General features: G+C 66.7%; 14 protein-coding genes. 5 read left to right on the top strand and 9 right to left on the bottom strand.

The genetic code is table 11. From position 1 onward, the window contains the following. Positions 1 to 50 precede the first annotated feature (50 nt). Together N0D28_RS08835 and N0D28_RS08830 are read right to left on the bottom strand one after the other, a co-directional pair. A complete protein-coding gene (locus tag N0D28_RS08835) occupies positions 51 to 1,313 on the bottom strand; it encodes an MFS transporter (RefSeq protein ID WP_260559169.1) in 1,263 nt (420 codons plus the stop codon). Positions 1,314 to 1,329: 16 nt separating this feature from the next. Then, positions 1,330 to 1,800, bottom strand: coding sequence for a MarR family winged helix-turn-helix transcriptional regulator (locus N0D28_RS08830; RefSeq protein ID WP_260559168.1), 471 nt, complete (start codon positions 1,798 to 1,800; stop codon positions 1,330 to 1,332). A 109-nt stretch (positions 1,801 to 1,909) separates the two neighbouring features. On the opposite strand from N0D28_RS08830, the gene proB reads away from it, so the two are divergent. Continuing rightward, positions 1,910 to 3,001 (top strand): glutamate 5-kinase, encoded by a 1,092-nt coding sequence (proB, locus tag N0D28_RS08825; protein WP_260559167.1) that lies wholly within the window; start codon positions 1,910 to 1,912, stop codon positions 2,999 to 3,001. Positions 3,002 to 3,025: 24 nt separating this feature from the next. On the opposite strand, the gene N0D28_RS08820 is transcribed toward proB, so the two are convergent. The 3 genes from N0D28_RS08820 to N0D28_RS08810 form a co-directional block, all read right to left on the bottom strand. Further along, a complete protein-coding gene (locus N0D28_RS08820; protein WP_260559166.1) occupies positions 3,026 to 3,856 on the bottom strand; it encodes a phosphotransferase in 831 nt (276 codons plus the stop codon). Positions 3,857 to 4,035: 179 nt separating this feature from the next. After that, positions 4,036 to 4,257: a hypothetical protein gene (locus tag N0D28_RS08815; protein ID WP_260559165.1), complete on the bottom strand. Its 222-nt coding sequence runs from the start codon at positions 4,255 to 4,257 to the stop codon at positions 4,036 to 4,038. Positions 4,258 to 4,327: 70 nt separating this feature from the next. Beyond that, a complete protein-coding gene (locus N0D28_RS08810) occupies positions 4,328 to 5,494 on the bottom strand; it encodes a pyridoxal phosphate-dependent aminotransferase (protein WP_260559164.1) in 1,167 nt (388 codons plus the stop codon). Between the two features lie 147 nt (positions 5,495 to 5,641). Here N0D28_RS08810 and N0D28_RS08805 point away from each other — a divergent pair, with 147 nt between their 5' ends. After that, positions 5,642 to 6,952, top strand: a complete 1,311-nt coding sequence (locus N0D28_RS08805) for a tetratricopeptide repeat protein (protein WP_260559163.1) — start codon at positions 5,642 to 5,644, stop codon at positions 6,950 to 6,952. Positions 6,953 to 7,023: 71 nt separating this feature from the next. After that, on the top strand, positions 7,024 to 9,513 hold the full coding sequence (priA, locus tag N0D28_RS08800) for a replication restart helicase PriA (protein ID WP_260559162.1): 2,490 nt from the start codon (positions 7,024 to 7,026) through the stop codon (positions 9,511 to 9,513). Between the two features lie 66 nt (positions 9,514 to 9,579). Here the strand turns inward: priA and cpt are convergent, their stop codons facing one another. From cpt to N0D28_RS08780, 4 genes are all read right to left on the bottom strand, one after another. Then, entirely contained in the window at positions 9,580 to 10,116 is a 537-nt protein-coding gene (gene cpt, locus N0D28_RS08795) for a chloramphenicol phosphotransferase CPT (RefSeq protein WP_260559161.1), read from the bottom strand. Between the two features lie 52 nt (positions 10,117 to 10,168). Next, a complete protein-coding gene (locus N0D28_RS08790) occupies positions 10,169 to 11,308 on the bottom strand; it encodes an acyl-CoA dehydrogenase family protein (protein ID WP_260559160.1) in 1,140 nt (379 codons plus the stop codon). Between the two features lie 92 nt (positions 11,309 to 11,400). Further along, positions 11,401 to 11,754, bottom strand: coding sequence for a YrdB family protein (locus tag N0D28_RS08785; protein WP_260559159.1), 354 nt, complete (start codon positions 11,752 to 11,754; stop codon positions 11,401 to 11,403). Then, positions 11,751 to 12,461, bottom strand: a complete 711-nt coding sequence (locus N0D28_RS08780) for an MBL fold metallo-hydrolase (protein WP_260559158.1) — start codon at positions 12,459 to 12,461, stop codon at positions 11,751 to 11,753. The genes N0D28_RS08785 and N0D28_RS08780 overlap by 4 nt, the downstream gene beginning before the upstream one ends. Positions 12,462 to 12,556: 95 nt before the next feature. On the opposite strand from N0D28_RS08780, the gene N0D28_RS08775 reads away from it, so the two are divergent. Then, the gene (locus N0D28_RS08775) at positions 12,557 to 13,129 is read left to right on the top strand and encodes a TetR/AcrR family transcriptional regulator (RefSeq protein ID WP_260559157.1); all 573 of its coding nucleotides are present in this window, start codon (positions 12,557 to 12,559) and stop codon (positions 13,127 to 13,129) included. Beyond that, positions 13,126 to 13,599, top strand: coding sequence for a hypothetical protein (locus N0D28_RS08770; RefSeq protein ID WP_260559156.1), 474 nt, complete (start codon positions 13,126 to 13,128; stop codon positions 13,597 to 13,599). Before N0D28_RS08775 ends, N0D28_RS08770 begins: the two co-directional genes overlap by 4 nt. Positions 13,600 to 13,618: the final 19 nt, after the last annotated feature.

Below are 13,618 nucleotides of genomic sequence, written 5' to 3'. Positions count from 1 at the left end.
CATGGCGCGGCGGCGTCTTCGGCTGGGTGACTCCGCGCCGCAGTCTGCGCTCACAGGCTCAGCTCCCGGTCCATATTCAACTTCAAGCGCCCAGCCTCCAACCAGACGCGCAGATGCCGGTATCTGACGAGGTAAAACACCCCGACCAGCAGCGCCGCCAGCCCAGACATAGCACCCATGCCCATCGACCAGCGCGGGCCGAAGGTGTCGGCCACCCAGCCGAGCAGCGGCGCGCCGATCGGCATGGCCCCCAGCGCCACCGCCAGCCGCAGGGCCATGACCCGCCCGCGCATGGCGGGTTCAGTGCTGAGCTGCATGATGGTGTTGGAGGAATTCATAAACGTCTGTGCCGAGATGCCCACGACGACCAGCGTCAGCCCGAACAGCCAGATGCTCGGCATCACGGCGGCCAGGGCCAGGCCGACGCCCAGCACAGCCGCGCCGCTGAGCAGCACCCCGAACGGCACCGTGTCGCGCCGGGCCGCCAGCAGCGCGCCCGCCACCGCGCCCACCGCCATCACCGAGTTGAGCAACCCGTACTCACCCGCCCCGGCGTGAAAGACGCTGACCGACATGGTGGAAATGAAAATCGGGAAGTTGATGGCGAAGGTGCCGACAAAAAACAACATCAGCAAAATGACCCTCAGGTCGGGGCGCTGCCGGACGTAGGCGAAGCCTTCCAGCAGATTGCCGGACTTGCGGGCCGCCCGCTCATCGCGGCGCAGCTCACTCAGCCGCAGCCGACTGAGCGAGACGATCACGGCGGCGAACGAGGCCGCGTTGATCAGAAAGACCCAGCCGGTGCCCACTGCGCCGATCAGCACCCCGGCCACGGCTGGCCCCACCATCCGGGCCGCGTTGAACGAGGTCGAGTTGAGGCCCACCGCATTGGGCAAGTCGGCCTCACTGACCAGTTCCGAGACGAAGGTCTGACGCACCGGGGCATCGAAAGCGGTGACGATGCCCAGCAGCGCCGCGAAGCCGTAGACCTGCCAGAGCTGCACATGGCCCAGCACCGTCAGCAGACCCAGCAGCAGCGCCAGCACGCCCTGGCCCATCTGGGTCGCCATCAGCAGGCGGCGGCGGTCCAGGGTATCGGCGGCCAGTCCAGTGAGCGGCAGCAGCAGCAGCTGCGGGCCGAATTGCAGCGCCGTCACGACGCCGAGCGCGGTGGCATTATGGTGGGTGAGCTGGGTCAGCACCAGCCAGTCCTGGGCCGTGCGCTGCATCCAGGTGCCGATGTTAGAAATGATGGCCCCACTGGCCCAGACACGGTAATTGTGGATTTTCAACGAGCGGAAGGTGCTGCTCATTGTAATTGGCCGGCGCTCAGGGACACTTGGGTTCTCCTTCTGGTGCAGTGTGTGCCAGATCGGCGAGGCGTCTCAGCAACCCGGCGGCGCGGGCGAGTTCGGCCTGTTCCGGCAGCGTGAACTGCATCTGAAGCGAATCAGCGAGCCAGTCTTCCCGCGCCGCTCGGCTGGCGCTGAGCCGGGTGCGGAACAAAGTCGTGAGCGCCCAGAGGGTTTGCCGCCCATCAGTGGGGTCGGCGCTGCCGCTCACGCAGCCCAGCACTTCCAGACTGGCGACGGTGGCCCCCATCGACTGCGGGCGCACGCCCTCGGCCCGTGCCAGAGCGGTCACGGTGAGCGCTTCCGCGCGCTCCAAGTGCGTCAGCGCCGCCACCTGAGACGGCGTGAAGTCGCCGAGGTGCGCTTCCTGCCGCAGTCGCCGCCGCAGCTTTCCGACGACCACCCGCAGTTCGGCGGCCAGCGCGGGAAGAAGGACTTGATCAGTCATGACGAGAGCCTACTACTTGTGAAGCTAAACTTTGTAGTTTCCCTTGGCATCATGCGGACTGCTAGGAGCCTTCAGGCATTTGCCTGGCCCGCCGTTTAGACTCTTGTCCATGCGCGTCGTCCTCAAGCTCGGCACCTCGGTTCTTACCGGCGGCTCGGACCGCCTCTGCCGCCCGCGCATGGTGGACCTGATGCGGCAGATGGCGGCCCTCCAAGGCGCGGGCCATCAGGTCATCCTGGTCACGTCGGCGGCGGTGCTGGCAGGCTGGGAAGCGCTGGGCTTTCCGCCGCGCACCCGTACGGTGGCCGAGAAGCAGCTGCTGGCCGCCGTCGGGCAGGGCGTGCTGATGCAGACCTACGGCGCGCTGGCTGAGATCTACGGTGTCAAGGTGGCCCAGGTACTGCTCACGGCGGGCGATTTCCGCGACCGCACCCGGTATCTCAACGCCCGCACCACCCTGGACGGCTGCCTGGCGCGCCGCATTCTGCCGATCATCAACGAGAACGACGCGGTGGCGACCTCGCAGCTCAAGGTGGGCGACAACGACACCTTATCGGCCTTCGTCGCCAATCTGGCCGAGGCCGACCTGCTGGTCATCCTGACCGACGCGCCGGGCCTCTACACCGCCGACCCACGCACCCACCCGGAAGCAGTGCTGATTCCGCTGGTGGAGCGCATCGACGCGGGCATCTGGGAGAAGGCGGGCGGGGCCGGGTCGCACCGGGGCACCGGGGGCATGCACACCAAGATTCAGGCCGCCGAGATCGCCACCCGCGCCGGAACACCTGTCATCGTGGCCCCCGGTGACGCCGAGAACGCGCTGCTAAGAGCGGTGTCGGGCGAGGCCATCGGCACCCGATTCGTGGGACACGGCTCTCGGCTCGAAGCCCGCAAACGCTGGATTCTGGCCGAGATCGCCAGCGGCCAGATCGAACTCGACGCGGGCGCGGCCAAAGCGCTGCGCGAACGCGGCAGCAGCCTGCTGGCCGTCGGCGTGCGCTCGGTGGTCGGCGAATTCGAGCGCGGCCACACCGTACGCCTGCTCTCACCCAGCGGCGAGGAAATGGCGCGCGGCCTGACCCGCTACCGCTCCGGCGATCTGCGGCGCGTGGCGGGCCTGAGAAGCAGCGCCATCGAGGCGGCCCTGGGCTTCAGCGACGGCCCGGAAGTGGTGCACAGAGACGATCTGGTGCTGCTCTAAGAGGTGGTCCAGACAAACTGAAATTCAGGTTTCCTGTCTGTACTCCCCTAGCACTTCAGTCACGGCAGACAGGGAGCGCTCAAAAAAGACCGGATTGCTCACCCGGTAGTAGCCGACGGCCTGAACACCCTTGGCCAAAGCCCAGGCCCGACCCCGCGCCCAGGTGTCGTCATCAACCCTCAACGCGGCGCGGAAGGTTTGGCGGCCCGCAGCGGTCAGCATGCCCCAGGCCACCTTAAGATCGACGGCAGGATCGCCCAGGCCCAGGGCACCAAAATCAATAACGGCGCTCAAACGGCCTTGCTGGGCCAGCAGGTTGCCAGATTGCATGTCTCCGTGAAGCAGCACGGGCAGGCCGCTCCAGGCCGGAAGCATAAGGGCGTCTTGCCAGAGGTGAGCGGCCAAGGCAGTGTCGAACATTCCTTCACAGGCTGCGGTGGAAGCGCGGGTAAAGTCGTCCATGCGGCTCAGAAAATCCTGGCCGTAGGCAGACAGCAACTCAGTAGAAGTTTGTTTTGGTGGGGCGGTCTCTTGCAGAGCGCTGATGAACGCGGCCAGATCGAGCGCCAACTGCGACTCGTCGGCAACACTCTCCAGGGTGGCCTCTTCACCATCCAGCCAGCGGTGAATGGACCAGGCGAAGGGATAGCCCCCGCCGGGTTGGCCCACCGCGAGCGGCACCGGGATGGCCAGCGGGAGCAGCGGAGCCAGACGGGGCAGCCAGTAAGCCTCCTTGACCGCGTCATCTTTCCCCAGTGAATCAGGGGCAGGCGCACCACCATGTCGTCGCCGAGCCGGTAGATCGCGTTGACCGTCCCGCTGGACCGCAGGCGCTTGAGCGGTAATCCGGCCCACTGTGGGAACTGCGCGGCCATCAAACGGCGCGCGAGTGCCGGGGACGTCTCGGTCTCGTCCGGGTGCATTCTGGGCTGATCGCCAGTCACGGTGACCTCATTCAGACGGGCCTGCAAGATCCACAGCCAGTACCAAAAAGGGGGGCGCTCCCGCCTCCCACGCCGCGATGTCCCTGGCGCTCAGGCCGCCCGCACCCGCGCCAGGACCGCGCCCTCAGCGCTCTGTACGACAAACTGGCCCTGCGCCCGAGCCTCGGCCCACTTCAGCAGTTCCAGCAGATCGTCGGACTCGCGCAGCACATCGTTCTCGCCGCTGCCGTCCCACAGCAATCGGTAGGCCCTGGCCTCGGCAGGCGCTTCCCAGCGCACTCCACTGTCTTCTTTGGTAAAGGCTCTTGACATGTTGTCATTATAGCGCTTACAGGGCAGAATCAGAGTAAGAGAACGGTGTCCGGAACTTCATGAAGGCGGTTCAGCGGCTGTCCAGCAGCACTTTCAGCCGGTCCAGCACCTCCTCGATCTTTTCCAGGCTGGTCGCGTAGCTCAGCCGCACCCGGCCCGGTGCGGCAAAATCAGTGCCGGGCACGACGGCCACCCGCGCCTCGTCCAGGATCAATCGGGCGGCTTCCAGTTCGTCCGGGTGAATCGGCGCGGTGTCGGTGAGCACATAGAACGCGCCCTGCGGCGTGGGCGTCTCCAGGCCCAGGGCATTGAGTCCGGCCACGATGCGGTCCCGGCGCTGGCGGAAGGCAGCGCGGCTGCGCTCGATGAAGGCGTCACTGTCCGTTACCGCAGCGACGGCGGCCCACTGCGCGATGCTGTTGGCGTTGCTGGTGCTCTGGCCCTGAATGGCGTTCATGGCCTGAATAAGCGCCAGCGGCCCCGCCGCGTAGCCGATGCGCCAGCCGGTCATGGCATACGCCTTGCTGGCTCCGTTGACCGTCAGCGTGCGCTCAGGGGCAAAGCGGGCGATGCTGATCTGGTCGGCGTCATAGACGATGTGCTCGTACATCTCGTCGGTGATGATCAGCAAATCTCGTTCCTGGGCGAGCGCGGCCAGTTCGCGCAGGGTGCTCTCCGGAAACACCGCTCCAGTGGGATTGCCAGGGCTGTTGAGCATCAGCAGCTTAGTGCGCGGAGTGATGGCCGCCCGCACCGCGTCCACGTCGAGCTGATAACCGCTTTCAGACGTCGTCGGCACCGCCACCGGCACCCCGCCCGCAAAACTGACCATCTCCGGGTAGCTGACCCAGTAGGGAGAGGGGATCAGCACCTCGTCGCCGGGGTCAAGCAGAGCGAACAGGGCGTTGAACAGGGCCTGCTTGCCGCCGCTGGTGACGGTCACAGCGTCAGGCGAATACGTCAGGCCGTTTTCGCGTTGCAATTTGGCGGCGATCGCTTCGCGCAGTTCAGGAATGCCGTTGACCGCCGTGTACCGGGTCTTCCCCGCGTCCATCGCAGCTTTGGCGGCGGCGATCACGTGCGGCGGCGTGTCGAAATCCGGCTCCCCCACTGCCATCGAGATGATGTCCACGCCCGCCCGTTGCAACGCCAGGGCGCGCGACGACACCACCACCGTGGACGAGGGCTTGAGGTTTCGGACCTTCTGGGAGAGTGTCAGGCTGAGCGGGGTGGTCATGCGGACATGATAAAGCGCCCACCGCGCTCCTGGGTTCAGTGGACTGGGTTCAGTGGACGGCATCCCAGCCGCAGGAGCGGGTGGGCCGCTCCTGCGTTCACGCTTCCTTCACGCCGAAAGCTGGAAAACTCCGTATGATGGCGGACAATGCCCAATCGTAACTGGCCCGACCGCAGTGTGACATTAGCCCTGGGGAAGCTGACCCCGGAATGGGCTGCGCGCCCGACCCTGTCCGGGACGGCTGGCACTCAGCCCCGGAAACAAGTCCCCCTCGGCGCGGCCCTGCTGCTGGCGCTGAGCCTGGGCTGGAGTGCCGCGCAGACGGCTGCACCGGCCCCCACCGTGCCGCCCCCTGCGCCGGTGACGACTCCCGCTACGCCCACTTCTGCGCCCGTCACTGCTGCGCCCGTCAAGCCCAGGCCACCCGCCGCCAACTACGTGGCGCTGGGGGTGCTCTACTACGACCAGGGCAACTTCAGTGACGCTTACCTGTCGTTCCGGGCCGCCGCCGAGGCCGACCCGATGAACAGCGACGCACTATTGGGACTGGGCCGCAGCCAGTCGCGTCTGCGGCTCTATGTGCCTTCCCTCGACACCCTGAAGAAGCTGGTGACCCAGGACCCGCGCAATGTCAGCGGCTACCTGGCGCTGGCCCAGGCTTACCAGGCGCAGTACGTCGGCACCAGTGACCGCAGCACCATTCCCGGCACCCTGGACGCCGCCCTCAAGGTGCTCGACGCCGCCGAGGTGGCCACGCGCGGCGGCGACAGCGACAAACTCGATCTGAACCTCTCCAAGATTTACAACGAGCGCGGCTCGCTCTACCGCCTCCAGCGGCAAAATATCAAGGCCATCGACGCCTTCAAGCAGGCCAATACCCTCAATCCCGACAACGGGGTGATTCTCTACAACATCGGTGACATGTACTACGCCACCGGCAACATTCCCGAAGCGCTCAACAACCTGCAACTGGCGGTCATCGCCGATCCCAGCGATCCGTTCAACCGGGCCTACTACGCCAAGCTGCTGGCTCTCAGCGGCAATCTCAGCGCCGCCAGATCCGAGGCGGCCCAGGCCGCCCGCTTCGCGCCCAAAAACCCCTACGCGGTGGGCCAGTACGGTGTGGTGTCGTACCTCGCCAAAGACGCCAAGACCGCCCGCACGCAGTTGGTGGCCTCGATCAAGCTCGACCCGCTGCGCTATCCGGAGTTTTATTACTACATGGGCCGCCTGGAACTCGACCAGGGCAACCTCAAGGAAGCGCGCAACAACCTGACCAAAGCGGTGGCGCTGGCCAGCACCACGCCCGAATACCTGTATTACCTGGGGCTGGCGTATGAGCGCTCCGGCGTCAGCGCCGCACCAGACCGGCTGCGGGCGCTCGACTCGTATACCCGCGCCACTACGCTCGACCCCGGTTACCAACTGGCCCTCGACGGCCTCAAGCGCCTGAAGTAAAACTCTTCCTGGGTTGGCCCCGGCCTGCACCACAGACCCCGGCGGGCGGGGCGGGGCATACTTCGTTTCGCATGTCCGCTTCCGCCGCCCTTTCCGCGCCTGCCATCTGGTCGGTGGCTTTGCCTCTGCCGCTGCCTCCCTATGACTTCGCCGCGCCGCACGGCTTTGCAGGGTCAGCGCTGGGTCGGCGGGTGCTCATTCCCTGGCGCGGCGATCTGGCGCTGGGCGTGGTAGTGGGCGGCAGTGCGGGCAGCGGACACAAGCTGCGCGAGGTGGCGGGTGTTCTGGACGACTCGCCCTGGGTCGGGCACGGCTTTCTGGCGGGGGCAGCCAGCCTCAGCGCCCTCTCGCGGGTGCCGCTGGGACTCCTGCTCTCCGATCTGCTGGGGGTGGGACTGAATCCCCGCTACAGCCACCGGGTCCGGGCAGTGCAGGACGCCGATCTGAGTTTATTTGCCCGCCACACCCCGACTTCAGACTGGACCGACGCCAGCGCTTTTCCCCCGGCGCTGCTTGACGCCGTGCGCGAACAGGGCCTGCTCGATGAGGCGTTCGGCCTCACGCCGCGCTCGACCACCATTTACCAGGCGCGGCCCTGGGCGCAAGTGCCGGAAGATCAGCGCCACCAGACCGCCTGGCAAGCGGTGGCCTCCAGCGCCGTGCCCCTGACCGCCCGGCAGCACACCGCCTGGGCGTGGCTGGACGCTCACGGCCCGGTCCTGAGCCTGGGCGACTGGGCGCGGCGGGCCGGAGTGGGCAGCGGCGTGGTGATGGCGGTGGTGCAGCGCGGCTGGGCTGAGGCCGTGATCGTGGACGCCGCGCCGCCGACCGCTTGGAGCGTGCTGCAAACTGCCGGGCCGTTCGAGACCCAGAGCGCCTGGGCGCAGGCTGCCGGAGTACCGCCCAGCCAGGTCGCCTCCCTGCTGGCCCGCCGCTGGGCCGACAGCGTGGAGGTGCAGGCCCCGCCGCCCGCGCTGCCTGCCCCCGCCGCCCCGCCCCGCGCCGTGCCGGACGACCTGCCGGAAGGGCTGATCTGGCGACTACACGGGGGCCGCGACCGCGAGCGCTTCGCCAGTTTGGCCGCCCGCCTGCGCCGCCGCCTGGAACTGGGGCGCAGCGTGCTGGTGCTGGCTCCCGACGCCGCTACCCTGCGCCGCGCCTGGGACGCACTGAGCGGGCTGGCAGCAGACACCGGCACCCAGGCCGTGCCGTTTTCGGGCGGCCTCAGTGAGGTGCAGCGCGAACACACCTGGCAGCTCATTCAGTCTGGAGAAGCGCGGCTGATCATCGGCTCGGCCCTGGCCTTGCCCGCTCCAGTCAGCGACCTAGCGCTGATCGTGGTGCTGGAGGAGGCCAGCGACGGCTACAAGCTGCCTTCCGGGTCGGGGGTGTTCGTGCCCGATCTGGCGGCGCGAATGGCGAGCGCGCTCCAGACGCCGCTGGCCTACGTCGGCACGGCCCCGGCGGTGGAGTCGGTGGCGCACCCCGGCGTGATCATTGCCGCGCCGCGCAGCCGGGTGCATATCGTGGACTACGCCAACCCAGCGAGTCAGCCCGACATGGGGCCGCTCAGTGGGGTGCAACTGCGGCAATCGGGCGCAGGCTATCCGCTGTCACACGATCTGGCCAAGGTGCTGCGGCAGGTCGCCGAGCGTGGACGGCAGGCGGCCCTGCTGGCTCCCCGGCGCGGCTACTCGGCGCTGATCCGCTGCCCCAGCTGCGAACACACGCCGCAGTGCCGCAACTGCGACATTCCGCTGCGGCTGCACCAGCAGACCCGGCAGCTCACCTGCCACCAGTGCGGCTACACCCAGGGCATTCCCGAGCGCTGCGACGTGTGCGGTGAGGCGCTGTGGAGCGCCAGAGGCCCCGGCACCGAATGGATCGCCGCCGAGGTGAGAACCCTGCTGCCCGGCTGCCCGATCTACCGCTTCGACAAGGACCAGCAAGACGACCTGACACCGCTGATGCGCGGTGAGAGCGGCGTGGTGGTCGGTACCCAGGCATTGCTGTCGCAGGACGCGCCGCCCAATCTGGCCCTCATCGGCGTCACGCTGGCCGACACCTGGCTGAACCTGTCGGACTTCCGGGCCTCGGAGCGTTACCACCGCCTCCTGCGGCAACTCGTCACCTGGCACCCCGAGCGCGCCCCGCTGCTGCTGGTCCAGACCTTTCAGGCCGAGCACCCGGCCCTCAGGAGCGTGGCAGACAGCCACGACGCCCTCCAGTTTCCCAGGGCCGAGTACGAGCTGCGCCGGGCGCTCAACTACCCGCCGCACGCTTCGCTGGCCCAGGTGCTGATCACTGCCCGCGAACAGGGCCGCGCCAGCGCCGGGGCCGACGAGGTCGCGCAGGCACTGTTTGCCGCCGGAGCCACGCCGCAGGAAGTCCTGGGGCCAGCGCCCAGTCCGGTCACGCGAATCAAGGGGCTATATCCGTATCACCTGATGCTTCGAACACGCGATGAGACGCGGCTGGCCACCCTCTTGGAAGTCCTCAACCGGAGCTGGAAGGCGCGGGTGCGGGTGGACGTGACACCGAGGGGCGGATTTGGGGTCTGAGATGGCCTGACCGGGACTGGTCATCAGAATGACGAGGGCGGCATTGGGTTTTGCAAATCGGTGAGGTCATCCCAGGACCAGCGCTGCGATCTGCCTCGCGCAAGCCGAGGTTGAAGTGTGGGTCGTGTCCACTTCCAGGTCGTAGCGCACCCCCTGGTGAACCAACTCCGCCTGAAGCCGGGCCATCCCCACCACCCGGTCCACCCTTTCCAACTCGCGCCTCTCTGCCACCGCAGCGTCGCATTTCACTCCGACCCACAGCACATTCAGACCTTCCAGTGCACTGAGCCATCTCGCCTGCGAATCCGCACCTCCCAGAAAAACCTCGTCCACAATGACGTTCGCACCGTGGCGGGCCATCTCGCCCACGCCCCGGCTCCAGGCCATATCCAATCGCCGGAACGTTTCTCCCGTCGTGACTTGCCCGTCTGGGCCGAAGTTGACACCCGCATCCGAAGACTGAAGCGCAGGTGGCAGCGCTTCAATGAAGGTGTCCACGCCTAAAGTCAGCCAGACACCCGGAAGAACATTTTGCAATTGCCGGGCCAGGCTGCTCTTGCCAGCACTGGAGCCGCCGTTGAGGACAATGACCTGACCGTTCATGGCCCGGAGTGTAAGGCAACCCGGTCCCAAACGACCCGAATCCAGCGCCCCACTACTTCAGCAAGTTCCGCGCGATGATGACCCGCTGAATCTCGTTGGTGCCCTCGTAGATCATGTTGAGTTTCACGTCTCGCAGCAGCTTCTCTACCGGGTACTCGCCCACGTAGCCGTAACCGCCGTGAACCTGAATCGCTTCATTGGCCGCGTCGAAGGCCATTTCCGAGCAGTAGGCCTTGGCAATGGCGGCCTCAGAAGCATGCGGCTTGCCCTGATCCACCAACCAGGCGGCCTTCCAGGTCATCAGCCGTCCCGTCTCGATGCCCATCTGCATCTCGGCCAGCTTGAACTGAATGGCCTGGTAGGTGGTGATCGGCTTGCCGAACGCCTCGCGCTCCTTGGCGTACTTGAGGCTCTCGTCGAGCGCCCGCCGCGCCACGCCCACCGACCCCGCCGCCACCGGCACGCGGGTCTTGTCCAGGGTCTTCATGGCGATCTTGAAGCCGTCCCCGAGGCCCCCGAGCTGATTTTCCCTGGGCACCCGCACGTTCTCGAACACCAGTTCGCTGGTCAGGCTGGCGCGCTGGCCCATCTTGTGCTTGATCTTGTTCGACGAAAATCCCGGCGCACCCTTGGGCACCACCAGGGCGACGGTGGCGCGGTGGCCTCCATTCTTGTCAGTGGTGGCAAAGACCACGGTGATCTCGGCGATCCCGCCGTTGGAAATCCACATCTTGGTGCCGTTGATGACCCACTCGTCGCCGTCCAGCACCGCAGTCGTGCTCATGGCGGCAGCGTCGGAGCCGTTGTTGGGTTCCGACAGGGCGAAGGCGGCCAGGCTGGCCTTCTCGGTCAGCGGGGTCAGAAACCGCTTCTGCTGCTCCTCGGTGCCGCCCACCACAATCGGCGTGATACCCAGCTCGGAGGCCATCAGCACGGTATAGATGCCCATGCAGCCGTAAGCGATCTCCTCACCGATGATGGACTCGTCGAGCATCCCCAGACCCAGCCCGCCCGCGTGTTCGGGAACGCTGAGGTTGAGCAACCCGACCTCGTGCGCCTTCTCCACGACCTGCCAGGGCAATTCCTCTTTCTGGTCGTACTCGGAGGCAATCGGGGTAATCTCGCGGCGGGTAAAATCGCGGGCGAGTTGCTGAAGCTGCTTTTGTTCGTCGGTGAGGGAAAAGTCAATCATGGGCGGTGCTCCTTGGATGGGCGAAGGGTGGACGGGTCCGGGGCTGGGTTTAGACTGAGTCTAAGCTTAGCAAAGCGAAAGCCGTCACGCACTCAGGGGCCGCGCAGGTGCAGCGCGAACGAGGCCACCAGTTGCGCTGCCACCACGCCGCCGAAGACCGCTGCCGTGCGGTTCTGTCCCTGGACCAGCAGTGCTCCGCAGACCGCGCCGTAGAACAGCAGCTCGAAGCCCAGCCGGGCTGGGTCAGTCAGACGGGAAGCCGAATTGGGCGCGGCCCAGATGCCCCAGGCCGCCCCCGCTAGCAGGAGGGTCGCCACCACCGCCAGCCAGCGTAGCCACAACGCCAGGTCCAGATGCCAGCCCCAGCAGGCCAGGAAGAAGAGGGCGGCCAGCTCGCAGCCAAAACTCAGTATCTGCACCGCAAAGATCACCGGACTGAAGATCACTGGGCCAGCTTCGGGGCATGGCGCTGGGCTTCCCGCACCACCTTGCGCATTGCCTCGGCGGGCTGCTCCAGCACCCTACCGTGACCCACCGCCAGCCGCGAGGGGTTCAGCTCAGTCAGGCGGGCAGCAGACTCGGCGGCAAGGTGGGCGTCCCAGGTCGCCAGCGCCGGAAACGGAAACAGGGGACGCAGCTGTCCGGCCACCGCCAGCCCACCCGCCACCTGAAAGGCGTCTCCGGCGATCACGGTGCCGTCACGCTGGTCATGGAAAGCGAGTTGACCCGGTGTATGCCCTGGCGCGGCCACCGCCCAAAGTGACCCCACCCTGTCGCCGCCTTGTAGCAATCGGTCCGGGCGGGTCCGCGCTCCCCTCAAATCGCCTTTGAGCTTGTTGTTGCCCTCGCCCGCGTCGAGGCTCAAATCTCCGGCCAGCAAACGGGCGTCGCGGGCGCTGATACTGACCTCGGCGTTCGGCAAGGCGGCATGCAGTGCGTCCAGGCTGCCGATATGGTCGCCGTGCGCGTGCGTCAGCGCGATGCGGATGATGGGCAAGCCGATCTGCCCAGCCGCTTTCAGGATGGCCATCTCACTGCCGGGCAGATTGGCATCGATGAGCGTCAGGCCGTCATCGTCCCGGACGAAGTAACTGTTGACCACGCCGAAGCGGGCCAGGCAAAAGAGATGGGAACCGTGCTGGGTCAGTGGCATGATTTGCTCCTTCCAACGAACAAAAACGACGTTCGCCTTGATGGTGAACAGCGTACATCTTCAAATCCCTGGCGTCAAGACATACACTGTTCGCTATGCCATACCCGTCTAAACTCACGCCCGATCTGATTTTGAATTCAGCCCAAACGCTGCTCGATGCTGGCGGCGCGGCGGCGCTCAACATGCGTCCGCTGGCCGCCGCACTGGGGGTGCAGGCCAGCAGTCTGTACCGCCATTTCCCGGACCGGGAAGCGCTGTTGCAGGCGCTGGAAGACGCGGCGTCCACCGAATTTGGCCGAGTTCTTCAGGGGGCCAGTTCCGGAAAACCGCCACGCGAAGCGCTGTGGGCAGCGGCTGAGGCATACCTGAGCCATGCCCGGCGCTTCCCGCACCGTTACGGCCTGCTGCTCTCGCCGCGCTTACCGGCAACAGCGCAGCCCGGCCCCGGCAAGGACCTCTGGAACACCGTGTTGAATCTGGTCAGTGCACTGAGTCGGATACCGGACGACACCGCCCGCACGGTGGCGCTGTGGGCCTTTCTGCACGGCTACGCGGTGCTGGACCGCAGCGGCCTGTTCGGTCTCAGCGGGCCGAGAGGCAGTTTCGATATCGGCGTGAACGCCCTGCTGGACGAGATGGAACGGGCCGCCCCAGCGGCGAGCGCATGACCCCGCCCTTACCGGACGAGGCCCGTGCCCTGTTGATCGATGAGGGAGACCGACTGGCACGGCGGCTGGCGCAGCAGCTTCACGCGCCGCTGGAGCGCCAGGACCGCCTGACGCTGTATGGCCGCTCGCTGGCGCTCAATCTGGTACAGGCGCTGCTGCCCACCGTGGAGCAGATCACCTGGCGCATGGACAGGCCGCTGAGCGCCCACGTCACCAGTGATTTGCGGGGCCGCGCTGTGGTGCAGACCGTGACTTTTGACGGCGAACTCCACAGCAACCTGCCCGCCGACGACCTGATCGAGACGGCGCTGTTCGGGCGAGGGCAGCTGCACCCGAAGATTCGGGAAGAGTTGCTGGGGGCGCTGCACGGTTCCGAACACGCCGCGACGCGGGCGCTGGTGGCCTGCCTCAAGAGCAAGCCCGTGCTGGACGCCACCCAGCGGTATCTGCAGGGACTGCTCAGGACGTGACGCCCATGAATCCGGACCC

Origin of the sequence: Deinococcus rubellus, from assembly GCF_025244745.1 — a bacterium.
Taxonomy (GTDB): Bacteria; Deinococcota; Deinococci; order Deinococcales; family Deinococcaceae; genus Deinococcus; species Deinococcus rubellus.
Note: the sequence above shows the minus strand (reverse complement) of the source record. Positions and strands in the feature narration are given on the sequence as shown.

Excerpts from the sequence above, each read along its gene's own strand:
- N0D28_RS08835 (WP_260559169.1), bottom strand. The coding sequence starts at position 1,313 with ATGAGCAGCACCTTCCGCTCGTTGAAAATCCACAATTACCGTGTCTGG.
- N0D28_RS08830 (WP_260559168.1), bottom strand. The coding sequence starts at position 1,800 with ATGACTGATCAAGTCCTTCTTCCCGCGCTGGCCGCCGAACTGCGGGTG.
- proB (WP_260559167.1), top strand. The coding sequence starts at position 1,910 with ATGCGCGTCGTCCTCAAGCTCGGCACCTCGGTTCTTACCGGCGGCTCG.
- N0D28_RS08815 (WP_260559165.1), bottom strand. The coding sequence starts at position 4,257 with ATGTCAAGAGCCTTTACCAAAGAAGACAGTGGAGTGCGCTGGGAAGCG.
- N0D28_RS08810 (WP_260559164.1), bottom strand. The coding sequence starts at position 5,494 with ATGACCACCCCGCTCAGCCTGACACTCTCCCAGAAGGTCCGAAACCTC.
- N0D28_RS08805 (WP_260559163.1), top strand. The coding sequence starts at position 5,642 with ATGCCCAATCGTAACTGGCCCGACCGCAGTGTGACATTAGCCCTGGGG.
- priA (WP_260559162.1), top strand. The coding sequence starts at position 7,024 with ATGTCCGCTTCCGCCGCCCTTTCCGCGCCTGCCATCTGGTCGGTGGCT.
- cpt (WP_260559161.1), bottom strand. The coding sequence starts at position 10,116 with ATGAACGGTCAGGTCATTGTCCTCAACGGCGGCTCCAGTGCTGGCAAG.
- N0D28_RS08790 (WP_260559160.1), bottom strand. The coding sequence starts at position 11,308 with ATGATTGACTTTTCCCTCACCGACGAACAAAAGCAGCTTCAGCAACTC.
- N0D28_RS08780 (WP_260559158.1), bottom strand. The coding sequence starts at position 12,461 with ATGCCACTGACCCAGCACGGTTCCCATCTCTTTTGCCTGGCCCGCTTC.
- N0D28_RS08775 (WP_260559157.1), top strand. The coding sequence starts at position 12,557 with ATGCCATACCCGTCTAAACTCACGCCCGATCTGATTTTGAATTCAGCC.
- N0D28_RS08770 (WP_260559156.1), top strand. The coding sequence starts at position 13,126 with ATGACCCCGCCCTTACCGGACGAGGCCCGTGCCCTGTTGATCGATGAG.